Origin of the sequence: Rhizobium sp. AAP116, assembly GCF_001295785.1 — a bacterium.
In the GTDB taxonomy this organism is placed as follows: domain Bacteria; phylum Pseudomonadota; class Alphaproteobacteria; order Rhizobiales; family Rhizobiaceae; genus Allorhizobium.
The window spans coordinates 1-19,931 of the sequence record NZ_LJIB01000031.1; the positions used below are offsets into that span (position 1 = coordinate 1).

Annotated in this window: 24 protein-coding genes and 1 pseudogene; 13 read left to right on the forward strand and 12 right to left on the reverse strand. The window is 62.9% G+C overall.

Features of this window, described 5'->3' with window-relative positions:
- Positions 1 to 169 precede the first annotated feature (169 nt).
- The 3 genes from IP85_RS18195 to IP85_RS18205 are packed head-to-tail and all read right to left on the reverse strand — an operon-like array spanning position 170 to position 2,014.
- Positions 170 to 595, reverse strand: coding sequence for a type II toxin-antitoxin system VapC family toxin (locus tag IP85_RS18195; RefSeq protein WP_054151087.1), 426 nt, complete (start codon positions 593 to 595; stop codon positions 170 to 172).
- On the reverse strand, positions 595 to 837 hold the full coding sequence (locus IP85_RS18200) for a type II toxin-antitoxin system VapB family antitoxin (RefSeq protein ID WP_054151088.1): 243 nt from the start codon (positions 835 to 837) through the stop codon (positions 595 to 597). The genes IP85_RS18195 and IP85_RS18200 overlap by 1 nt, the downstream gene beginning before the upstream one ends.
- 37 nt (positions 838 to 874) lie before the next feature.
- Positions 875 to 2,014 carry an AraC family transcriptional regulator gene (locus IP85_RS18205; RefSeq protein ID WP_245280905.1) on the reverse strand — a complete coding sequence of 380 codons (1,140 nt, stop codon included), beginning with the start codon at positions 2,012 to 2,014 and terminating at the stop codon, positions 875 to 877.
- A 171-nt stretch (positions 2,015 to 2,185) separates the two neighbouring features.
- Here IP85_RS18205 and IP85_RS18210 point away from each other — a divergent pair, with 171 nt between their 5' ends.
- The 3 genes from IP85_RS18210 to IP85_RS18220 all read left to right on the forward strand — a co-directional run bounded on the left by IP85_RS18210 (position 2,186) and on the right by IP85_RS18220 (position 5,255).
- Positions 2,186 to 2,932, forward strand: coding sequence for a hypothetical protein (locus IP85_RS18210; protein ID WP_054151090.1), 747 nt, complete (start codon positions 2,186 to 2,188; stop codon positions 2,930 to 2,932).
- A gap of 490 nt (positions 2,933 to 3,422) precedes the next feature.
- Entirely contained in the window at positions 3,423 to 4,460 is a 1,038-nt protein-coding gene (locus IP85_RS18215; protein ID WP_054151091.1) for an NADP-dependent oxidoreductase, read from the forward strand.
- A gap of 120 nt (positions 4,461 to 4,580) precedes the next feature.
- Positions 4,581 to 5,255, forward strand: a complete 675-nt coding sequence (locus tag IP85_RS18220; RefSeq protein ID WP_054151092.1) for a type 1 glutamine amidotransferase domain-containing protein — start codon at positions 4,581 to 4,583, stop codon at positions 5,253 to 5,255.
- 139 nt (positions 5,256 to 5,394) lie between these two features.
- Here the strand turns inward: IP85_RS18220 and IP85_RS18225 are convergent, their stop codons facing one another.
- Positions 5,395 to 5,892 (reverse strand): GNAT family N-acetyltransferase, encoded by a 498-nt coding sequence (locus tag IP85_RS18225; RefSeq protein ID WP_054151093.1) that lies wholly within the window; start codon positions 5,890 to 5,892, stop codon positions 5,395 to 5,397.
- A gap of 134 nt (positions 5,893 to 6,026) precedes the next feature.
- Here IP85_RS18225 and IP85_RS18230 point away from each other — a divergent pair, with 134 nt between their 5' ends.
- The gene (locus IP85_RS18230; RefSeq protein ID WP_054151094.1) at positions 6,027 to 6,506 is read left to right on the forward strand and encodes an ABZJ_00895 family protein; all 480 of its coding nucleotides are present in this window, start codon (positions 6,027 to 6,029) and stop codon (positions 6,504 to 6,506) included.
- A gap of 156 nt (positions 6,507 to 6,662) precedes the next feature.
- Here the strand turns inward: IP85_RS18230 and IP85_RS18235 are convergent, their stop codons facing one another.
- Positions 6,663 to 7,322, reverse strand: coding sequence for a hemolysin III family protein (locus IP85_RS18235; RefSeq protein WP_054151095.1), 660 nt, complete (start codon positions 7,320 to 7,322; stop codon positions 6,663 to 6,665).
- A gap of 200 nt (positions 7,323 to 7,522) precedes the next feature.
- On the opposite strand from IP85_RS18235, the gene IP85_RS18240 reads away from it, so the two are divergent.
- Together IP85_RS18240 and IP85_RS18245 are read left to right on the forward strand one after the other, a co-directional pair.
- Positions 7,523 to 7,906, forward strand: coding sequence for an MAPEG family protein (locus IP85_RS18240; RefSeq protein ID WP_054151096.1), 384 nt, complete (start codon positions 7,523 to 7,525; stop codon positions 7,904 to 7,906).
- Between the two features lie 335 nt (positions 7,907 to 8,241).
- Positions 8,242 to 10,053, forward strand: a complete 1,812-nt coding sequence (locus tag IP85_RS18245; protein ID WP_054151097.1) for a methyl-accepting chemotaxis protein — start codon at positions 8,242 to 8,244, stop codon at positions 10,051 to 10,053.
- Between the two features lie 38 nt (positions 10,054 to 10,091).
- On the opposite strand, the gene IP85_RS18250 is transcribed toward IP85_RS18245, so the two are convergent.
- Positions 10,092 to 10,598 carry a DUF305 domain-containing protein gene (locus IP85_RS18250; RefSeq protein ID WP_054151098.1) on the reverse strand — a complete coding sequence of 169 codons (507 nt, stop codon included), beginning with the start codon at positions 10,596 to 10,598 and terminating at the stop codon, positions 10,092 to 10,094.
- A gap of 190 nt (positions 10,599 to 10,788) precedes the next feature.
- Here IP85_RS18250 and IP85_RS18255 point away from each other — a divergent pair, with 190 nt between their 5' ends.
- Positions 10,789 to 11,085 (forward strand): DUF1778 domain-containing protein, encoded by a 297-nt coding sequence (locus IP85_RS18255; protein WP_054151099.1) that lies wholly within the window; start codon positions 10,789 to 10,791, stop codon positions 11,083 to 11,085.
- A gap of 2 nt (positions 11,086 to 11,087) precedes the next feature.
- Positions 11,088 to 11,606, forward strand: a complete 519-nt coding sequence (locus tag IP85_RS18260) for a GNAT family N-acetyltransferase (protein WP_054151100.1) — start codon at positions 11,088 to 11,090, stop codon at positions 11,604 to 11,606.
- 83 nt (positions 11,607 to 11,689) lie between these two features.
- Here the strand turns inward: IP85_RS18260 and IP85_RS18265 are convergent, their stop codons facing one another.
- The 3 genes from IP85_RS18265 to xylF all read right to left on the reverse strand — a co-directional run bounded on the left by IP85_RS18265 (position 11,690) and on the right by xylF (position 15,089).
- Entirely contained in the window at positions 11,690 to 12,475 is a 786-nt protein-coding gene (locus IP85_RS18265) for an ATP-binding cassette domain-containing protein (RefSeq protein WP_054151101.1), read from the reverse strand.
- A 14-nt stretch (positions 12,476 to 12,489) separates the two neighbouring features.
- Positions 12,490 to 13,803, reverse strand: coding sequence for a sugar ABC transporter permease (locus tag IP85_RS18270; protein WP_054151102.1), 1,314 nt, complete (start codon positions 13,801 to 13,803; stop codon positions 12,490 to 12,492).
- Between the two features lie 245 nt (positions 13,804 to 14,048).
- Positions 14,049 to 15,089, reverse strand: coding sequence for a D-xylose ABC transporter substrate-binding protein (gene xylF / locus IP85_RS18275; RefSeq protein WP_054151103.1), 1,041 nt, complete (start codon positions 15,087 to 15,089; stop codon positions 14,049 to 14,051).
- 239 nt (positions 15,090 to 15,328) lie between these two features.
- On the opposite strand from xylF, the gene IP85_RS18280 reads away from it, so the two are divergent.
- From IP85_RS18280 to IP85_RS18295, 5 genes and pseudogenes are all read left to right on the forward strand, one after another.
- Entirely contained in the window at positions 15,329 to 16,540 is a 1,212-nt protein-coding gene (locus IP85_RS18280; RefSeq protein WP_054151166.1) for an ROK family transcriptional regulator, read from the forward strand.
- 199 nt (positions 16,541 to 16,739) lie between these two features.
- Positions 16,740 to 16,952 carry a hypothetical protein gene (locus IP85_RS18285; protein WP_236759328.1) on the forward strand — a complete coding sequence of 71 codons (213 nt, stop codon included), beginning with the start codon at positions 16,740 to 16,742 and terminating at the stop codon, positions 16,950 to 16,952.
- 77 nt (positions 16,953 to 17,029) lie between these two features.
- A complete protein-coding gene (locus tag IP85_RS18290) occupies positions 17,030 to 17,737 on the forward strand; it encodes a haloacid dehalogenase type II (protein WP_054151104.1) in 708 nt (235 codons plus the stop codon).
- A gap of 1 nt (position 17,738) precedes the next feature.
- A pseudogene (locus IP85_RS22250) lies at positions 17,739 to 17,822 on the forward strand (trans-aconitate 2-methyltransferase); the annotation flags it as partial.
- Between the two features lie 158 nt (positions 17,823 to 17,980).
- The gene (locus IP85_RS18295) at positions 17,981 to 18,229 is read left to right on the forward strand and encodes a DUF982 domain-containing protein (RefSeq protein ID WP_054151105.1); all 249 of its coding nucleotides are present in this window, start codon (positions 17,981 to 17,983) and stop codon (positions 18,227 to 18,229) included.
- A 14-nt stretch (positions 18,230 to 18,243) separates the two neighbouring features.
- On the opposite strand, the gene IP85_RS22255 is transcribed toward IP85_RS18295, so the two are convergent.
- The 3 genes from IP85_RS22255 to IP85_RS18305 all read right to left on the reverse strand — a co-directional run bounded on the left by IP85_RS22255 (position 18,244) and on the right by IP85_RS18305 (position 19,794).
- The gene (locus IP85_RS22255; RefSeq protein ID WP_156322973.1) at positions 18,244 to 18,420 is read right to left on the reverse strand and encodes a hypothetical protein; all 177 of its coding nucleotides are present in this window, start codon (positions 18,418 to 18,420) and stop codon (positions 18,244 to 18,246) included.
- 108 nt (positions 18,421 to 18,528) lie between these two features.
- Positions 18,529 to 19,212 (reverse strand): hypothetical protein, encoded by a 684-nt coding sequence (locus tag IP85_RS22260; RefSeq protein ID WP_054151106.1) that lies wholly within the window; start codon positions 19,210 to 19,212, stop codon positions 18,529 to 18,531.
- Between the two features lie 141 nt (positions 19,213 to 19,353).
- Complete coding sequence (locus IP85_RS18305) at positions 19,354 to 19,794, reverse strand: YqaA family protein (protein ID WP_054151168.1); 441 nt, start codon at positions 19,792 to 19,794, stop codon at positions 19,354 to 19,356.
- Between the last annotated feature and the right edge of the window lie 137 nt (positions 19,795 to 19,931).

Below are 19,931 nucleotides of genomic sequence, written 5' to 3' on the forward strand. Positions count from 1 at the left end.
GGGGGGGGGGGGGGGGGGGGGGGGGCGGACCGGCAAAGCGTTTTCCACATGGCGTTGCGCAATGCGCCCCCCCCTCATCCGGCGCTTTCGCGCCACCTTCTCCCCGCTGGGAAGAAGAGGGAGAGCACCGCTCGCGACACCGCGTGCCCTCAAGGGGAAAGTTGGGTGATCACCAGCCGATATCGGTGTGGACGAAATCGTCACCCTTGTAGGCGACCCTCGTCTGGCTTGCTGTCGCGCAGGCATGAGCGAAACAATCGCCCATGTTGAGGCGGGCTGCATGGTTGACGATCTTGCCGAACCGCTGGGCGGCATCCAGAGCTTTATTGGCAACGTCGTCCGCAATGTTAACATCACGGGCCTCCAGATCGGTAATGAACTGGTCGACGAGACGCCTGGCCGTGGCGACCATGTCGGCGGTCGCGGGATTGCCCGGACCCGCCAGTCGGCGCGCGACAGAAATGCTCGTTTCGAGTTTCATGACTGCGGAAACGTAAAACGGCCCGCCTTCTTTCTCCAATCGATCCATGAGCGCATCGGCATCATCCTCCCGGGCGATGATCGCGACGGCAACGGAGGCGTCGATGAAGATCATCAGTCGTCCTCGCCCCACATCTCGTCGGATTCCCGCTTGTGATCACCAGGATGGAAGGGGCCGGCTGCGTCGGCCATGGCAAGCGTGGTGGCAAGGCGATTGCGAACCGATAGCTTCGCCTTGCGGCTTGCAATGGCGTCCTTCAGCGCATCCCTCACTGCCTCCACCTTGGTCGTCCGGGTGAGGCCGATCAGTTCGTTGGTGAGTTGGTCCACCTCGGGATCCCTGATGTAAAGTGGCATGCCAGCATATCCTCTTGAGGATTTGAATATATCCTCGCTAGCAGGTCTTTGCCAGTCCAAGGTTTTGTGCGCGTCGCCAGTCGCTCGGGCTTTCGCCTGTCACGCGCAGGAATTCCCGGTTGAAGTTGGATTTGGTCATGAAGCCCGCCTCGAAAAGGATGCGGGTGACGGGCATGTCGGTGTCGCCAAGCAGGCGGCAGGCCTCTGTGATGCGGTGGTTGTTGACGTAGTGCGAGACGCTGATGCCGTGGACGCGGTTGACCGCTTCCGAGACGGCGCGGGCAGGCAGGCCGAGGCGGCGTGCAAGACGGGCAAGGTTGAGATCTGGATCCGCCCAGAGGCGTTTCTCCCGCATCAGGTCATCAAGCGCGGTTGCGATCTGGCGGTGATCTTCGGTGGCGGTCCTCGTCGGTGTGGAAGAAGCAGGGACAGAGGCGGAGGTGTTCGCCGCATCCATGGGCACGGCTGACGGCCGGTCGCGGTCGGACATGGCGCGAGGCTCAAGAGCGCTCGCCTGATCGACCGTAGCATCAGCCCCCTCGCCCGCCTCTTCCTGGCCGGCGGTGACGGCGCTGATGCCGAGGAGCAGCAGGATCAGCGTGGTGGCGGCCGAGACGACCATGGGCGAATAGCGACCGCCGGACCACAGCATGTCGAGGCTGATCACGACATCCGTCAGCGCCGAGGCAATGAGGGCGATGCCGGTCAGCATCAGGGCGCGGAAGGAGCGCAGCGAGCCATCGAGGCGGGCGGCGATCAGCCCATCGGGACCAAGGCGGGCGAGCCAGAGCAGCCCCAGACCATAACCGAGGAAGTTGGCGATGATGACGAGATCGACCGGCGCCCGGCCAATCAGAAGCAGCATCAGCGTCGCGGCTGTCGGGAGAAGATGGGGCCAGTCGCGGACCGAGAGCCCAGGTTCTTCACGGGTGAGATCGCGGAAGGCGAGGAAGGAGAGCGCCGGCACGAGGCTCGCCATGACCGGCAAGGCCGGCAGCACGGCCATCACCCCATAGCCCCAGCGCAACCCGACCAGCAGGCTCTGCACCACGTAAAGCGACAGCAGCGCGAGGAAGAGGCTGTTGCGGCGCCAGCTTTCGCGGCCTTCACCGAGAAGGCGGACGAGGAAGACGGCAAGGAACAGGGCGACGAGGAAGGAGAGCGGGACGAGCAGCATGCGGATGTTTCGATCATGGAGGCCAAGTGAACGTGGTGCGACCATGACCGAAAGCGCGATCCCGGTCGACCCGGATCGCGATCGAGGTCGCGGATGCCAGGTTTATCGACGGAAATGAGGGCATCGAAACCGGCCGGCCGAAACGGACGCGCCAAACCAGGAGTGCCTTTCATGCGCAAACGAACCATCCTTCTTTCCATCCTCGGCGGGATCATCGGCCTCGCCATCATCGACGGCAGTGTGCAGATGATCCGGGCAAGCGACGCGCTGTCAGGTCCGATCGATCTCACCGGCGTGACCCAGCTTTCGGTGACCGGGGCTGCGAGCGACATCTCCATTTCCACGGCGGGCGACGGCGCGCGGGAGGCTGTTCTCTCAGGCACGCGCCATGGCTGGGGCGCGCTCTGGCGGTCCGGCTGGTTTGCCGGCGATTGCATGGGTGAGGCTCAGATGCGTCGGGACGGCGATACGCTTCATGTCGACATGGGCGATCGGGGCGGCTTCTTCGGCTGGAACGATTGGGACGACTGCACGCTGTCGCTCACCGCAACCTTGCCGCCGCAGACCCGGATCTCGATCCGCCAGGATGCCGCGCGCATGCGGCTTGACGGAGACTTCGGTGCCATCACCGTCGACAGCGATGCCGGAGACTTTGCCCTGACCGGCCATGCGGCTTCCGTCGCCGTCTCGGGCGCGGCCTTGCGTGCACGGCTCGCTTTCGAGCGGGTGATGAACACCGAGGAGATCCGCATTTCAGGCCAGATGCTGGATGCCACGGTGAAGTTCCTTGTGCCGACACCGATCTCCTATGGCGTCGAGGCCGTCGCCTCCTTCGTCGACAGTGCCTTGCCGAACACGCCCGGTGCCAAGCCCGAGATCCGCATTCGCGGCGAGATGGCGCGGGTGCGGATCGAGTGAGGCGGCGGGCACCGCCGTGCTCGGAGCGGAGGCAGGCTGAGAGGGTGGGCGGACCCGTGATTGACTGACTGCGCTCCGCACCCCCTCATCCGGCGCTTGCGCGCCACCTTCTCCCCGCTGGGGAGAAGAGGGAGAACGGCGTCAGCGGTTAACCACCCTCCCCTTGAGGGGGAGGGTCGGAGCGGAGCTCCGGGGTGGGGTGAATGGGCAAAGCACCGGCTCTGCCCAGTGCATTGTAGCCGCCGGACGTTTCACCCCCACGCGCCGCTTTCGCGGCGACCTCCCCCCCTCAAGGGGGCGGTGGAGAGCGCTAGCCCTGCCTGCCGTCACAGCCGCGACAGGATGTCATGGAACAACGCCATTCGGGTGCCGTTGTCATGGCTCATGGCCGTCGTCTTCGATAAGCGCTGAGGCGCGATCGATGATCGAACGGACATCGTGCTCATGGCCCGGCCGAGACGGACGGGCCTTGCAAGACAGGAGAATTTCCATGCCGCAATCGACCACGACCAACCGCCGCTTCGTTCTGGCAGAGCGCCCCAAGGGCGAACCCAACGATCAGACGCTGCGGCTTGAGACCGTCGACATTCCCGAACCGGCAGACGGCCAGATGCTGCTGCGCATCGTCTTTCTTTCGCTCGACCCTTACATGCGCGGGCGGATGAGTGATGCTCCCTCCTATGCGGCGCCGGTCGAGATCGGCCAGACCATGGTCGGTGGTACCGTGTCGCGCGTGGTGACCTCGAAGCTCGAGGGCTTCCAAGAGGGTGACTGGGTCGTCGGCTTCACCGGCTGGCAGGACCATGCGCTTTCCGACGGCCGGGGCGTGACGCCGCTCGGCGCCCATCCCAGCCATCCCTCGTGGGCGCTCGGCGTGACCGGCATGCCCGGCTTTACCGCCTGGTCGGGCCTCAAGGAAATCGGCAAGCCGAAGGCCGGCGAAACGCTGGTGGTAGCAGGTGCGACCGGTCCCGTCGGCTCGACCGTCGGCCAGATCGGCAAGATCCTCGGGCTGAAGGTCGTCGGCATTGCCGGTGGGCCGGACAAATGCGCCCATGCCACCGACACGCTCGGCTTCGATGCCTGTGTCGACTACAAGGCGGATGGATTTGCGGACGCGTTGAAGCAGGCAGTGCCCGACGGCATCGACATCTATTTCGAGAATGTCGGCGGCCAGGTGTTCGATGCGGTCGCACCGCTTCTCAACACGGCTGCGCGCATCCCGCTTTGCGGACTGATCGCCCAGTATAATGCGACCTCGCTTCCCGAGGGGCCGGACCGGTTGGGCTGGCTGATGGGGCTCTTCCTGAAGAAGCGCGTCACCGTTCGCGGCTTCATCGTCTTCGACGACTTCGGCCATCTTTATCCGGAACTTTCGAAGGAGATGGCCGGCTGGGTCGAGGCCGGCAAAATCAAATACCGCGAAGAGATGATCGACGGGCTGGAACAGGCGCCGAGCGCCTTTATCGGTCTGCTTCGTGGCGAGGCCTTCGGCAAGCGGGTGATCCGCGTCGGGCCGGATGACTGACCCCGCGGGTGGTTCGATCCTTCGAGGCCCTCGCTTTTGCGAGGGCGCCTCAGGGTGAGGGCCGCATCAATCTCCTGACATACGACTTCCCAGACAGATCAACACAAAGGACAAGCCACAATGAAAATCCTCATGGTTCTCACCTCGCATGACCAGCTCGGCGACACCGGCAAGAAGACCGGCTTCTGGCTCGAAGAATTCGCCGCCCCCTACTACGTGATGAAGGATGCAGGTGCTGAAATCACGCTCGCCTCGCCGAAGGGCGGCCAGCCGCCGCTCGATCCGAAGAGCGACGAACCTGATGCGCAGACCGAAGCGACCGATCGGTTCAAGGCGGACCAGACGGCGCAGCAGCTGCTGGCCTCGACCACGCCGCTGTCGCATATCGACCCGGCTGATTTCGACGCGGTCTTTTATCCGGGTGGCCACGGCCCGCTCTGGGATCTGGCCGAAGACCGGGACAGCATCGCGCTGATCGAGGCCTTCGCGGCCAAGGATCTGCCGATCGGTGCTGTCTGCCACGCGCCGGGCGTGCTGCGTCACGTCAAGGGCAAGGACGGCCAGCCGCTCGTTTCAGGCCGCAAGGTGACGGGCTTCACCAATTCGGAAGAAGAAGCCGTTGGCCTGACGGAGGTCGTGCCCTTCCTCGTCGAGGACATGCTGCAGGAGCGCGGCGGGCATTATGACAAGGGCGCCGACTGGGGCGTGTATGTCGTGACCGACGGCAAACTGGTCACCGGCCAGAACCCGGCCTCATCGGAAGAGGCGGCAAAGGCGCTGCTGAAGCTGCTTTAAGGCAACTCGTCCACCCTCCTCTTGAGGGGGAGGGTCGGAGCGGAGCTCCGCGGTGGGGTGAACTTCGGGGGCGGCCTCGAAGCCATCACCCCACCCGCTGCTTTGCGGCGACCTCCCCCCTCAAGGGGAGGTGAGAGGATCAGCCCAGCTTCAGTTCCATCATCGTCAGATCCAGCCAGCGGCCGAATTTCTGGCCGACCTCGTGGTGGGTGCCGACGAGACGGAAGCCGAGCGAGGTGTGGAGCGCGATTGAGCCCTTGTTGCCGGCTTCGATGGCGGCGACCATGACGTGGATGCCACCTGTCTTCGCGCGCTCGATCAGCGCCGTCATCAGCGCCTTGCCGAGCCCATGGCCGTAGTGATCCTTCTCGACATAGACGGAATGTTCGACCGAGGCGCGGAAGCCATCGAAGGGCCGCCAGTCGCCATAGGAGGCGTAGCCGGCGATCGTTCCGTCGATATCCGCAACCAGGATCGGGAAGCCTCTTGTCTGGCGGAGATCGAACCAGGCGCGGCGGTTGTCGAGATCAACAAGCGTCTCGTTCCAGATCGCGGTGGTCTCGGCGACGGCGTGATTGTAGATGGCGAGGATGGCGGGAAGATCAGCTGGCGTTGCGTCGCGGAGGATGAGGGGCATGATGCGGCTTTTGCAATTTGTGGCGGAAAAACCGCCCTGCGGGAACGAGATGTGACGGGCGATACTTCGCCGCATCGACACATCGGGCAACAAGGGTGCAAAGGCAAGACCATCACAGACGGAAAAGAGTTTTCATGACCTCCATGCTTCCCGGCCTCCTCACCCGCTATGTGCTCGTTTTTGTCGCGGCACAGCTGTTCATCTATCTCCTCGTGCTGGTGCTCGACAATTTCGGCTGGGGCGACAGCCTGTCTTCGGCGGGCAATGTGGCCGTGCTGATGGCCGCCGGCTCGTCTGCGGGTACGTTCGTGGCCCAGCGGCTGAAAGGCCGGCCGAGCTGGGGATTGAGCCTCAAGCTTTCGGCCCTGCTTGCCGTCGTCGCTGTGCTCATCGGCTCCTTGATCCTTCTCGCGATCGTCTGGGTGAACGGGATCAGCGGCGCGGAATTGCAGCTCCTCGCCGCGCAGATGGGCATGACGCCAGTCATGGCGACGCTGGTGTTGGCGGCGGTGTCGCTGACGCTCAGTTTTCCGATGACGCTTGCAGGCTTTCGCATCGGTGCCGGTCAGGTGGCCAAGCAGATCGAGAAGCAGGCGAAGATGACGGGGATCTGAGGCAACCCACCTCTCGGCGTCATGCTCGGCCTTGCGCCGAGCATCTGCTGCCGGTGGATTGTGTGGGACAGGAGCGGAGGCGTTGAGGCCGAAGCAGACCTCAGTAGATCCTCGGGACAAGCCCGAGGATGACGATCGGGGAAAGGTTGAGGCCCCTCAGCCCAGGCTGATGGCCGTGAACACCGCCGAATAGTGGACGATGGCGGCCGTTACCACGAAGGCGTGCCAGATGGCGTTCTGGAAGCGCAGGCGTTCCCAGACATGGAAGACGACGCCGGCGGAATAGATGCAGCCGCCGACGATGATCAGTGTCAGGGTCACGCCCGGGATGATCTCGGAGATCGGGCCCATGGCCAGCGCCCCGCTCCAGCCCATGCCGAGATAGAGCAGGATGGCGAGACGATCATAGCGCCCGGGAAAGCGGAACTTCAGCCAGATGCCGGTAAACGCCGTGATCCAGATGCCGATCAGCAGTGCGAGGATCAGGGGACGATCGGCCCCCTGGATCAGGAAGGGCGTGTAGGTCGAGGCGATCAGGATGAAGATCGCGGAGTGGTCGAAGCGGCGCAGGATCCACTTCACCCGCGAATGCGGCCACATATTGTAGGTGAAGGAAACCCCCAGCGAGATGATCAGGCCGAGGCCATAGATCCAGCTGGCGGCGATGTTGGCGTAGTCCGAATAGACGGTGGCGTAGAAGATCAGCGCGGTGGCGCCGACCAGCGCAAAGACCACGCCGATGCCATGGATGATCCCGTCGGCGACCAGCTCGTGCAGGTCGTAGGCGCGGCCAAACTTGAAAGGATCGGTGGTCATCGGGGCTCTTCGTTTCTCGGCAGGGGACGGATCGGCGGGCAGTCGAAGCATTGCGGCAATGATGGCGGAAAAGCCCGCAACCGACAAGCCGAAGCACCATCACGAACATGTCGATCCGGTAATCTTGCTTGCTTGCCTTCTCAGCTCACGCCGCCTACCAATCAATGATTACCAATGCCTTTTCACGCTTCGGATAGACAATGCGTTTCACCATTCTCGCGACGTTTGCCGCCCTCCTCACCTATTGCTGGTTCCTGCTCAAGGTCGGCCAGGCGCGCAAGAAGTTCCGCGTCGAGGCGCCGAAGACGACCGGCAATGCCGATTTCGAGCGGATCTTCCGGGTGCAGCAGAACACGGTGGAGCAAATGGTGCTCTTTCTGCCGTCGCTGTGGATCTTCGGTTTTTACGTCTCCGACATGCTGGCCGGGCTGCTCGGCCTTTCCTGGACGGCGGCGCGGGTGCTCTATGCCGCGGAATATTACGCCGATGCCAAGACGCGCGGACCGGGGGCGGCGCTGACCTTCCTGATCGGCATCGTGCTGCTGGTCGGCGGCACGGTGGGCGCGCTGCTGGGCGGGGCGTGAGGCGGGGGGGCCTTTTGCCGACACAACTTCCGGCTTCGTGCCCGAATTGCAGGCAGTCGCCTGCCCTACGGCCAGATTTCGCTGAGAATGCACTGCTTTTGTTCATTTGCTTATTATGAAGGCGAAATTTAAGCAATTATGACGTTTATTAGTACATCGTTTGCAATTGATAAACGATCGACCTTTAGCCTCTCGTAACACGGCCAGATGGAGGAGGTCGGGACAAGCAGGCTGGATCATTTCCAGGCAGTCGCAGACTGCAAGGATCGTATTCACCATTTTCCCGATGATTGCCTTCGCTTGCGTTTCACAATCCAGGCGTTTCGAGGAAGATCATGACCATTAGACTGAAGCTCTTGTCCTGCATCTCCCTTCTGACCACGGTGATTGTGGTGATTTCCGCCTTTTCCTTCTTCACCATGAACGAGCAATCGAAGCTTGCGAATTCGATTGTGGCTGATCGCGTCATTCCGATGGAGCAGCTCAAGGTGATTGCTGATGCCTATGCGGTGGAGATCGTCGACGCGGTCCACAAGGTGCGGTCTGGCACTTTCAGCGTCGAACAGGGGCAGCAAAGCGTCGATGCTGCGATGGGCAAGATCGAAAGCAAGTGGGCGGAATACGTCGCCACCTATCTGACGCCCGAGGAGAAGGCCATTGCCGACGAGTTTCTCAAAGTCCGGCAGGGGGCTGATGCCGGTGTGAAGGAGTTGCAGGCGCTGCTTGTGGCCAAGGACATGCAGGGACTGGCCAGTTTCGCCGACAAGCAGCTCTATCCGACCATCGATCCGCTCGGCACCGAGATTTCCCGGCTGATCGAGTTGCAGATCCGGGTGGCGAAGGAGAATCTGGCGGCCGGCAACGCATTGAAGTCCATGCTGACGACGCTGATGGTGGTGCTGTCAGTGGTGGCGGCCGGCATTGCCGCCTTCTCGATCTGGACCGTCACGGTCGGCGTCATCCGGCCGGTCAGTTCGATCACCACTGCCATGGACCGTCTGGCGCATGGCGATCTTGATGTCGCCATCTATGGCGAGGGCCGGCGCGACGAGATCGGCGTGATGGCCTCGACGGTCGTCGTGTTCCGCGACAATGCCCGCGAGCGGGTGCGGCTGGAGAAAGAGGCCGACGACAATCGTCAGGCCGCGGAAGCGGAGCGCCTCGCGCATGAGCGCCAGCAGGCTGTGGACGCAGCGGAAGTGCACTTTGCCGTCGAACGGATCGGCCATGCACTCGGACAATTGGCGGATGGCAAGCTGACCTATCGGATCACGGAAGCCTTTGCCGAGCGGCTGGATGCGATCCGGGTAAATTTCAACGATGCGGTGGCGAAGCTCGAGGATGCGATGCGCCGTGTCGGCCAGAACGCGCAGGTGATCGCCGCCGGATCTGGCCAGATCCATGCCGCCGCCGACGACCTGTCGAAGCGCACCGAGCGCCAGGCCGCTTCCGTCGAGGAGACAGCCGCAGCGCTCGAGCAGATCACCACCACCATCGGCGAAACCAGCCATCGGGCCCGAGAGGCCGGGCGGCAGGTGACCGAGACACGCAGCGCGGCGGAACGGTCCGGATCGATCGTCCAGCGGGCGGTTTCCGCCATGCAGGAGATCGAAGGCTCGTCGAAGGAAATCACCACGATCATCACCGTGATCGACGAGATCGCCTTCCAGACCAATCTGCTCGCCCTGAATGCCGGCGTCGAAGCCGCGCGTGCCGGCGAGGCCGGCAAGGGCTTTGCCGTCGTGGCGCAGGAAGTGCGCGAACTTGCCCAGCGTTCGGCGGGCGCGGCAAAGGAAATCCGCTCACTGATCGGCAAGTCGGGCGACCAGGTGAAAAACGGCGTCGAGCTCGTGGTGGCGACCGGCAAGGCGCTGGATGAAATCGTCGCCCAGGTTCAGGCGGTCAGCATCAACGTGAATGCGATCGTCGAAGCCTCCGGCGACCAGGCGACAGGCCTCAAGGAGATCAACACCGCCGTCGCCGTCATGGATCAGGGTACGCAGCAGAATGCCGCCATGGTCGAGGAATCGACTGCGGCCAGCCACTCGCTGGCCAAGGAGGCGGAGGCGCTGTTCCAGCTGATCGGAAAATTCGAGATCGGCGGACAGAGCAATCCGGGTCAGCCGGGCATGCGCCGGGCGGCATAACAGTCCCCCCTATGGCGACCCCAGCCGATGAGCGACGCTCACGGCTGCGGTTTGCCTGTCTCCAGGTTCGGCGCAAGATCAGGCGCGTCAGCCGGGATCGGATTGGCTTCGAGATCGGCGATCAAGGCCTTCATCTCGGCGATCTCGCGCACCTGTGCCTCGATGATCTCGTCGGCGAGCTCTCGCACGCGCGGGTCACGAATATGGGCGCGCTCGCTGGTCATGATCGCAATCGAATGGTGCGGGATCATCGCCTTCATGTAGCTCACGTCGTCTACCGTCTCCTGACTGCGCACGAGCCAGAGCGCGAAGGCAAAGACGATGACGCTGCCGGCGATGATCACCGCGTTCAGCCGCTGGTTCTTGTACATGGACGCCATGAACCCCATCATGATCACCGCCATGACGGCGCCCATCAGAATCGCCATCCAGGTACGGGTCTGACTGTAGGTCACATGATCGAGCGCATAGGTGTTGAGATACATCAGGCCAAACATCACCACCGTCGAAGTGGCAATCATGGCAGCAAATCGGGTGTAGGTCATGGAGGCCTCCGGGACATACTTTGGTGCCGGGTAGGCTCAAGGGTGCCCCGGCTAAGAATGCCAACAGCGGGGACGGGTGATTGTTCCATGGGTGGCGGGTTGACCGGTAGAGGACGAGGAGCCACGCCGCTGGAATTGTATTGCGATTTGCATTACATTTGTAAAAGCCAAACTCTACGAGGTAATTCCGATGCCCCTCCCCGATCGCAAGGACTACCCCATTTCCATGCGCCTGCCGGAAGCGGATGTGGCGATGATCGACCGAGCGGCGACTCTTAAAGGCCGGTCGCGGACAGACTTCGTCCGCGATGCGGCCGTGCGCGCCGCCGAAGAAGCACTCATGGAACAACAGCTCATCCGGATGACGGAGGAAGGCTTTGCCGACTTCATGGCGCTGATGGCGGCGCCGGTGGAGGTTGTGCCTGAACTGGTTGAGGTCATGCGCCGCCCTGCCCCCTGGGAGGCGGGTTACAGAGCGAAGGACTGAGCATGGCGCTTTCCGCTCCCGAGCCGCTGCATGACGGCCACGATCTGAGCGGCTTTTCCTGTGGCAAGCCTGCGCTCGACACCTGGCTGAAAACACGGGCGCGTGCCAATCAGGAGAACGGCTTTACCGTCGTGATCGTGGTGCATGATGCAGGCCGCGTCGTCGGCTATTACGGCCTCTCGCCGACGGCCGCGCTGCCGGCGTCCCTGCCCCGCCCGATCCGCACCGGCCAGCCGCCCAACCCCATCCCATGCCTGCTGCTCGGGCAGCTTGCCGTCGATCAATCCTATGCCGGACATGGGATCGGGACAGGTCTGATCAAACATGCGCTTACCCGCTGCGTGCAGGGCGCAGCGCTTATTGGCGGGCGGGCGCTGATCGCCAATGCGATTGATGAGGAGGCGCGGCTGTTCTGGACGCGGCGCGGATTTCTGCCGTCGAAAGATGATCCGTTTCGGCTGTTGCGGCCGATCTCGCATATTGCGGCGGCGCTTGAGGCGGCGGAAAAGCATCACGGATAACCTGCCCTCTGGTTACTGCGCGCGCCAAACAGAAACGAGGGGACTTTCGCCCCCTCGCCTATTTCAGTTCAGTGTCACAACGCTCACGCCGTCTGCATGGCACCAGGGCCAGGCACCGCCCCGGGGGGGCACTTGCCGAGGATGATCATGCCGAGAACTTCGTCCTTGGTGACGTCTTCGGTGCGGGCATGGCCCACCACGCGGCCGTTCTTCATGACGAAGACGCGGTCGGCGAGGTCGAAGACATCGTGGATGTCGTGGCTGATCAGGAAGATGCCGATGCCGTCCTTCTTCAGCTGCTGGATGAGGTCGCCGACCTGGGCGGTTTCCTGCGGGCCCAAGGCGGCCGTCGGTTCGTCCATGATCAGGATCTGGGCGTCGAAGAGGATCGCGCGGGCGATCGCCACCGACTGGCGCTGACCACCGGAGAGCGCCTTGACCGGCTCCTTGAAGCGCTGGAAGTTGGGGTTCAGGCGACCCATGACTTCACGCGCCTTGGCTTCCATCGCGACATCATCGAGCGTGCCCCAGGCGGTGCGCAGCTCGCGGCCGAGATAGAGGTTGGCCGCGGCATCAACGTTATCGGCGACGGCGAGCGTCTGGTAGATCGTCTCGATGCCATATTTCTTGGCGTCGCGCGGGTTGTTGATGTCGGCAAAATCGCCGCGGACCAGGATATCGCCGTTGTCGCGCTTGTAGGCGCCCGAGAGTATCTTGATCAGGGTCGACTTGCCGGCACCGTTATGCCCGAGCAGGGCCACGACTTCGCCGGGGAAGAGGTCGATCGAGGCGTCGTCGACGGCGTGAATGCCGCCGAAGGAAATGGAAACGTTGCGCATTTCCACGAGGGGGGTGCGGTTTTCAGACATGAGTTCAACTCCCCTTACTTCGCACGCGAGCGGTAGACGGTGTCGAGCCAGACCGCGACGACGAGCACGATACCGATGACGATGCTCTGGAGCGGTGTGTCGAGACCGAGCAGAACCATGCCCGAGTTCAGTGATTGCATGACGATGGCGCCGAGCATGGCGCCGGCGATTGTGCCGACACCGCCGGCAAGCGAGGTGCCGCCGATGACGGCTGCGGCGATGGTGTAGAGCTCGTCGAGCGTGCCCTGGGCATTGGTCGCGGCATTCAGGCGGGCCGTCGAGATGGCGGCGGCGATGGCGCAGAGTGCACCCATCAGCGCGAACAGCTTGACGGTGACCCACTTGACCTTGATGCCGGCGAGTTCTGCGGCTTCCGGGTTGCCACCGATCGCGAAGACATAGCGGCCGAAGCGGGTGCGGTTGGTGATGAAGGCCATGACCATGGCGATGCCGATGGCGATCAGAACCGGCACGGCGATGCCGAGACCGATCTGCAGGCCACCTTCCGGCCAGGCAATGCCGTTTTCTTCAGCATAGCGGCGGGCCAGATTGACCGGCATGTAATAGCTGTTGGCGACCCAGACGGCGCCGAGAACGGCCGCGCAGCCGGAGGCAACGAGGAAATATTCCGCCCAGACCGGGCGCAGCGGGAAGCCGAAGCGGCGGCGCTGGCGACGGGTGTTGAGGATCGACAGGACGATCATCAGGCAGGCGACGAGGCCGACAATCCAGCTTGCCGTGACGCCGATCGAACCATCGGCACCACCGCCCATCAGACGATAGGTGGTGTCCATCGGAGCGACGGTGGCACCCGAGGTGACCATCCAGGCCGCACCACGCCAGACGAGCAGGCCGCCGAGGGTGACGATGAAGGCGGGCACGCCGAGGAAGGCGATGATGGCGCCATGCAGCGCGCCGATCGCCGTGCCAACGAGGATGCCGGCCGACAGCGCGATGATCCACATCATCGGATGTTCGAAGCCGATGATCGGCGGCAGGATGCGGGCCTGAAGCACCGCCATGATCATGCCGACGAAACCGAGAATGGAGCCGACCGAGAGGTCGATGTTGCGGGTGACGATGACCAGCACCATGCCCGTGGCCATGACCGAGACGGAAGCCGCCTGAACCGAAAGGTTCCAGAGGTTACGCGGGGTCAGGAACAGGCCGTTCGACAGGATGTCGAAGCCGACCCAGATGAACCCAAGAGCGATGACCATGCCCAGCAGGCGCGTGTCGATTTCGGTGGCTTGAAAGAAGCGCTTCAGCGCTGAAACATTGGATGCCCGAGCACCATGCGCGGGTGTGGCAAGGCTGTGATCCGCCATACGAAAAATTCTCCCCAGTCGTTTGTCGGCTTGCGAAGGGCCGCGCCTTGCGCGGGCTTGCGGGCATTGGACCCGCCATGCGGATCGAGGCATCTGACGTTCTTCGGCGGCTGTTGCCTGGTCGTGCGGCGGCCCCTTAAAGCCGGCCGATACCTTGCTGCCGCGATGCTCTCGACCAGTCGAAACGCCGCAGCGCAAAAGGCTGCGGCGTTCCGGCTCAAGCTCTGTGGTCAGTCACTTCAGGATCAGTTGCAGGCGGCAACAGAACCGGCGGCAACGCCCTGGCATGCTTCTTCCTTGGAGATCCAGCCAGCGTCGATGACGACGTTGAGGTTGTCCTTGGTGATCGGCAGCGGAGCGATGAAGAAGGAGTTCATTTCGACACCCTTCGGGCCGCCAGCGAACTTCACGGTGCCTTCGATCTCGTCCATCGACTTGCCGGCGGCGAGTTCGTTGGCGATTTCAGCAGCACGCTTACCGAGTTCGCGGCTGTCCTTCCAGACAGACACGGTCTGGGTGCCGAGAGCGACGCGGTTCAGAGCGGCCTTGTCGCCGTCCTGACCGGAGACCGGAACGGAACCGGCGAGACCCTGGGCTTCCAGAGCAGCAACCACACCGCCGGCCATGCCGTCGTTCGACGAGACAACAGCGTCAACGGCGTTGTTGTTGGCGGTCAGGAACTGCTCCATGTTCTTCTGGGCAGCTTCCGGCTTCCAGCCGTCCGTGTAGGCTTCGCCGACGTTCTTGATCTTGCCGCCGTCAATGGCTTCCTTCAGGACTTCGATCTGACCCGAATAGAGGAAGTCAGAGTTCGGATCGGTCGAGGCGCCCTTGATGAAGACGTAATTGCCTTCCGGCTTCGCCTTGAACACTTCGCGAGCCTGCATGCGGCCCACTTCCTTGTTGTCGAAGGTGATGTAGTAGGCGTCCGGGTTCTCGATCAGACGGTCGTAACCGACGACCGGGATACCTTCAGCCGTTGCCTTTTCGATCGCCGGAGCAATGGCTTCCGAATCCTGGGCCAGAACGATCAGAGCGTTTGCGCCCTGGGCGATCAGGCTTTCGATGTCGGTGAGCTGCTTGGCGGCAGACGTCTGGGCGTCGGCAGAGATGTACTTGTTGCCGGCTGCTTCGAGGGCTGCCTTGATCGCTGCCTCGTCCGTCTTCCAACGCTCTTCCTGGAAGTTCGACCAGGAAACGCCGACGGTCAGACCTTCGGCATTGGCGACAGAATGCAGGCTCACGATGACGGCAGTTGCTGCCATCAGCTTCATAACGGATTTCATTTTTAAAACCTCCCAAGGTGATAGCGGACCGTCGGAAGACCTCCCAACCTACGACCCGCTGCGAAACTGTCCTTACCCCATGGACCCCCGTCCAATGGTTTTTCTCGACAGTCGAGAAAATAACTGGCAGAAGATTCTCACGCTGTCAACACGGCCCGGAGGAGGCTTGCAAAGACAGTTGCCAAATGCTTTGGGAGGAGCATGCGGTGGACCATACGAGAGCGGGCGACAAGCCCATCATGACAGCCAGTCCGAGGGCGAGCACGGAGGCCGTTCGCCATCAGAACAACGGGCTTGTGCTCAAGGTGCTCAGGCGCGAAGGGCCGCTTGCCCATACCGATCTGTCGACGGCGACGGGGCTTTCCTCGGCGACCGTATCGGCAATTACCTCGCATCTCGAGAAAAATGGCTTGCTGGAACGGCGCGAGGTGGCGAATGCCGGCCAGCGCGGACGTCCGCGGGCACTCTTTGCCCGTCGCCGTGACGCCGCCCATGTGATTGCGGTGCGCATCTCCTCGCATGCGGTGCAATATTCGCTCGCCGATTATCGCGGCACGATGATCGACCGATTCGAGGAGGCGCGCGAACAGGGGGCGGAATCGCCCAAGCACTTCATTGAGGGCTTCCGGGCGGCGCTTGAGCGCCTGATCCAGCGGTCGCGCCTGCCAGCGTCTTCGATCTCGACCATCTCGATCTCCAGCAAGGGGCTGGTGGACCGGGAGGGGGCGAAGCTTCTGTGGTCGCCGGTGTTCGGCTATCAGGAACTCGACTTCGTGACGGCGCTTTCCGGCTTCAGCGGCAGCCGGATCCACCTCTTCAACGAGAGCCTGCTCGTCACCCATGCGCTGGCGCTCAGGCTGGAGAAGAACAGGGGCGCACCGCTCGCCTCGCTTGCCACGCTGTCGCTCGGCCATTCGATCGGGCTCGGGATTGCCTATCGCGACCAGCATGGCGATCTCGAAATCCGGGCGCCGAATTTCGGCCATATGCTGCATGCGAGCGACGGCAAGCTCTGTCGCTGCGGCGCGATTGGCTGCATCGAGGCCTCTGCCGGCTTTTACGGCATCCTGCGCATGGCATTCGAAGTGCCGCCGGACACGATCCCGGCGAAATTCGTGCCGCTTGCCGAGATGGAGAAGATCGCAAGCCGCGCCCGCCAGGGACACCGCGCCTCCGAATATGCCTTCCGCCAGGCAGGACTTGCGCTTGGCCAGGGATTGTCACGCATGCTGAGCCTCGCCGAGGAGACCATGCCGATCGCGATCACCGGCCCCGGCACACGTTTCATGGATCTCTTGACACGCGGCCTCGACGAGGGGCTGGCGCAATCGCAACATGTGCGCGTGCGCGGCGCGCCGGAGATCCTTATTATCACCGAGGAAGAGACGCTTGTCTTCGAGGGGCATGTGGACCGGGCGCTGACGGAGATTGATCAGGATCTGGGTGGGTAGCGGACGCCGCACTCGGCTTCCGGGCCAGAGATGGCCCGGGGAACTCATTTTTTGGATCGACGCCTCTGTAAAGCTCAGGCATAGCAGCAGGCGATTACAATTGAAGTGCTGACTTGCAGTTATCGTCGTGTAGCTGCGTCAACTGATCGAGCGCCCGACCGGGCAGCGGGAGATCGGCCGTGCCCAGAGAGAGACCCCGATGATCAAGATCATGGTATTGCTGCATGCGGCTCAAGGCCGGGACTGGCAGACGCCGCCGAAGGGCACCAGCCTGAAGACCCTGGGCGAGGCCGAGGAACAGGGGCTGATCGAGATCAGGGGCGAGTTTCAGAAGCGCCAGTTCCGGCTGACGACCCGCGGCTTTTCGACCGTCGAACACGACCGAAAGCGGCTCGCGGCACGCCGCAGCTGATTGTGGTCAGAGGTTGGCCCCTGCCCGCTTGAACGGCAGACGCCTGAGCCCTACCCTCCTTTCAAGGAGGACGTTTCATGACAGACGCGATCGCATCCCATGCTGACGCCAGGACCGGGTCCGGGCGCCAAGCCTATGTCTTCGATGCCTATGGCACTCTCTTTGACGTGCATGCAGCCGTGCGCCGGCATGCGACGGCGATCGGGCCGGATGCCCCGGCGCTCTCCGATCTCTGGCGGGTGAAGCAGCTGGAATATACCTGGGTGACCAGTCTGATGGGGCAGTACCGGGACTTTCGCGCGCTGACCGAAGATGCGCTCGACTTTTGCCTCGCGCGGTTTCCCGGTGTCGACAAGGGCTTGCGGGCGGATCTGCTCGACGCCTATCGCAAGCTCGACTGTTTTGCAGAGGTGCCAGAGGTGCTGGCGGCGTTGCGCAAGACCGGGGCACGGATCGCGATCCTCTCCAACGGCACGCCCACCATGCTGGATGAAGCGGTTGTTGCGGCCCGGATTGGGCACTTGATCGACGACATCTTCTCGGTCGAGCCCTTGAAGATCTACAAGACGGCGCCTGCGGCTTATGCGCTGGTCACCTCGGCCTACAAGATTGCCGCCCCGGATATCGCCTTCCAGTCCTCGAACCGCTGGGACATTGCCGGTGCCAAGGCCTTCGGCATGACCTGCCACTGGATCAACAGAAGCGGTGCGCCGAACGAATACGCCGATTTTGCACCCGACAAGGTGTTGTCGTCGCTTTCGGGACTCGTCGAGATTGCCGGATGAACTGGTCAGCGCGCAATATCTGCAGTTCGAGGACGAACGAACGCGGCCGGCGCGGGATCTGCTTGCGCGTGTGCGCGACTATCCGCCGATGGCGGGCGGACGGGCCGCGCTAGCCTTGCCCCGGCTCTTTATCGTGGCCTAGACAAACCGAGCGTATCTGGCGTGATGGCATCGTGACCGCTATAGAGACCGCCACGATCCGGCGCTGACGCGCCACTGACTTCACGAAAGATGAAAACGCTGATGACGAAGACCTGGAGCAAGCCCGTGATCCTGCACGGGATCGGCGAAGAGGGCGAGGATGTTGTGGTCGACAGTTCACTCGGCGCCTCCTGGGCGCTGATCGAGGACTGGCCGGAAGAGGAGAGCGAGGCGCTGGATAAGGCCCTTCTGGTGCTCGGCGCCGTCGCGCAGGGCAAAGCCAAGGAAGAGGATGGTCGCAGAGCCCTGATTTCGGCGGCGACGGCAGCAGGCGTGAAGTTTACCGCCTGAGCGGCACCTTTGACTTAAGGCGTGACGCTTGCGGTGTCGGTGGTATCGGTCGGCAGGACGACATCATCGGCAGACGTTGGCGCCAGCGGATCCGGCGCAGTGACCATCTCGTCAGCCGGATCGGGGGCCGGGTCCGTCACAGGATCGACAACGGGATCCAGCACGGGAACAACGACCGGCTCGACCGGCATTGCCGCAGCAAGTTCTTCCCGGATCTCATCGATCTTGCCGACGGCTGGACCGACACCGAGAAGCTCCTTGGCCCATTCGAGCGTTGCGTCGTCGACGACGGCACCTGGCTATGCTGCGGCCTGAAGGGCCGCCCTCAGCGCCTCGTCGTCAAGCGCCGCATCTGTCGGCACCGTGTCGATACCGCTGGCCAGTTCATAGGTGGCATAGGCGGTGACATAATTCCTGATCGCGCTCATGCGGGGATCGGAGCTGTTGAGATAGGCGCGATAGTTGCGATTGAGCGAGTTCAATCCGGCGAGTTCTGCCCTGAGCGGTCCGACGGCAGGCTTCATCTTGGGCACCGAGGCGAGCGTGGTGATCGGCTCGAGCGGTTGGCGAGTGGCAGACTTTGTTTCGGTGCGCCCCTGGCGACGCTCCACGCTCTGGGCCTTGCCTGTCAGTGTCGCGAATGCATCGGTGAAGAAATTACCCGTCTTGCCCCTCTCGCCGGCCTTGCCGGGAGATTTTCCACGCTCTGAGGACTTTGCTTCGCGGGTCTCGGCGCTGCGACCATTGCCACCTCCATTGCTGCCGCCACCGCCGCCGCCATTGCCGCCACCGCCGCCGTTACCGCCACCATTTCCTCCGCCGTTGCCGCCACCGCCACCATTGCCACCACCGTTACCACCGCCGTTATCCTTGGCGAGGGCAGTCTTTTCGGAGAGGCTGTAATGATCGGGAGAAAGCCCGAAGGGTGCGGTCGCCAGAGCGATAGCAAATGTGGCGACAACTGCCGAGTTCGAGATCCGCATAAGTTTCCTCCGCGCTGATCGGTTGGGCGCAGTGACGAAGTTCCGACGCCAGAATTTCACGCGGATTTGACAATCTCGACAACACATCCATTCGAATTTTAGCAAGCTCGACTTATAATGACCCGGTTGATGGCAGATGGCTCAGGTGGAGACCTGCAATGTCAGGAACGCCAGAACCGCATAGCGCCCGGCCTTGGCGATCGTGACGAGGATCAGGAAGGTGAGAAACGGCGTGCGCAGGAGGCCGGCGACGACCGTCAAGGGATCGCCGATGATCGGCACCCAGGACAAGAGCAGCGACCAGATGCCGAAGCGCCGGTACCAGGCTTCGGCGCGAGCGAGCTTTTGTTCTGAGACGGGAAACCAGGGCCGGTCGCGGAAATGCTCGATAAAGCGGCCAAGCAGCCAGTTGACGACCGAGCCCAGCACATTGCCTGTCGTCGCGACGAGAAGCAGCAGGACAACCGGCTGATCTTCGGCGAGGATCAGGCCGACCAGCACGGCCTCGGACTGCGCCGGGACGATGGTCGCGGCGAGGAAGGCTGCCAGGAAAAGGGCTGTATAGGCGGCGAATGCTGTGATCACCGGCCCGGTCTAGCGCGGCGAGTTCCCGCTGGCAATGTGGTGGGTTCGCGCGACGGCACCTGCGTCGGTTCAGACGCTTCCGGTCTTTGCAAAAGAAGGCTTCGAAAAGGGCTTCGAAACTGACCAAAAGAATG

Excerpts from the sequence above, each read along its gene's own strand:
- IP85_RS18195 (WP_054151087.1), bottom strand. The coding sequence starts at position 595 with ATGATCTTCATCGACGCCTCCGTTGCCGTCGCGATCATCGCCCGGGAG.
- IP85_RS18200 (WP_054151088.1), bottom strand. The coding sequence starts at position 837 with ATGCCACTTTACATCAGGGATCCCGAGGTGGACCAACTCACCAACGAA.
- IP85_RS18205 (WP_245280905.1), bottom strand. The coding sequence starts at position 2,014 with ATGCTGCTCGTCCCGCTCTCCTTCCTCGTCGCCCTGTTCCTTGCCGTC.
- IP85_RS18210 (WP_054151090.1), top strand. The coding sequence starts at position 2,186 with ATGCGCAAACGAACCATCCTTCTTTCCATCCTCGGCGGGATCATCGGC.
- IP85_RS18215 (WP_054151091.1), top strand. The coding sequence starts at position 3,423 with ATGCCGCAATCGACCACGACCAACCGCCGCTTCGTTCTGGCAGAGCGC.
- IP85_RS18220 (WP_054151092.1), top strand. The coding sequence starts at position 4,581 with ATGAAAATCCTCATGGTTCTCACCTCGCATGACCAGCTCGGCGACACC.
- IP85_RS18225 (WP_054151093.1), bottom strand. The coding sequence starts at position 5,892 with ATGCCCCTCATCCTCCGCGACGCAACGCCAGCTGATCTTCCCGCCATC.
- IP85_RS18230 (WP_054151094.1), top strand. The coding sequence starts at position 6,027 with ATGACCTCCATGCTTCCCGGCCTCCTCACCCGCTATGTGCTCGTTTTT.
- IP85_RS18235 (WP_054151095.1), bottom strand. The coding sequence starts at position 7,322 with ATGACCACCGATCCTTTCAAGTTTGGCCGCGCCTACGACCTGCACGAG.
- IP85_RS18240 (WP_054151096.1), top strand. The coding sequence starts at position 7,523 with ATGCGTTTCACCATTCTCGCGACGTTTGCCGCCCTCCTCACCTATTGC.
- IP85_RS18245 (WP_054151097.1), top strand. The coding sequence starts at position 8,242 with ATGACCATTAGACTGAAGCTCTTGTCCTGCATCTCCCTTCTGACCACG.
- IP85_RS18250 (WP_054151098.1), bottom strand. The coding sequence starts at position 10,598 with ATGACCTACACCCGATTTGCTGCCATGATTGCCACTTCGACGGTGGTG.
- IP85_RS18255 (WP_054151099.1), top strand. The coding sequence starts at position 10,789 with ATGCCCCTCCCCGATCGCAAGGACTACCCCATTTCCATGCGCCTGCCG.
- IP85_RS18260 (WP_054151100.1), top strand. The coding sequence starts at position 11,088 with ATGGCGCTTTCCGCTCCCGAGCCGCTGCATGACGGCCACGATCTGAGC.
- IP85_RS18265 (WP_054151101.1), bottom strand. The coding sequence starts at position 12,475 with ATGTCTGAAAACCGCACCCCCCTCGTGGAAATGCGCAACGTTTCCATT.
- IP85_RS18270 (WP_054151102.1), bottom strand. The coding sequence starts at position 13,803 with ATGGCGGATCACAGCCTTGCCACACCCGCGCATGGTGCTCGGGCATCC.
- xylF (WP_054151103.1), bottom strand. The coding sequence starts at position 15,089 with ATGAAATCCGTTATGAAGCTGATGGCAGCAACTGCCGTCATCGTGAGC.
- IP85_RS18280 (WP_054151166.1), top strand. The coding sequence starts at position 15,329 with ATGACAGCCAGTCCGAGGGCGAGCACGGAGGCCGTTCGCCATCAGAAC.
- IP85_RS18285 (WP_236759328.1), top strand. The coding sequence starts at position 16,740 with ATGATCAAGATCATGGTATTGCTGCATGCGGCTCAAGGCCGGGACTGG.
- IP85_RS18290 (WP_054151104.1), top strand. The coding sequence starts at position 17,030 with ATGACAGACGCGATCGCATCCCATGCTGACGCCAGGACCGGGTCCGGG.
- IP85_RS18295 (WP_054151105.1), top strand. The coding sequence starts at position 17,981 with ATGACGAAGACCTGGAGCAAGCCCGTGATCCTGCACGGGATCGGCGAA.
- IP85_RS22255 (WP_156322973.1), bottom strand. The coding sequence starts at position 18,420 with ATGCCGGTCGAGCCGGTCGTTGTTCCCGTGCTGGATCCCGTTGTCGAT.
- IP85_RS22260 (WP_054151106.1), bottom strand. The coding sequence starts at position 19,212 with ATGCGGATCTCGAACTCGGCAGTTGTCGCCACATTTGCTATCGCTCTG.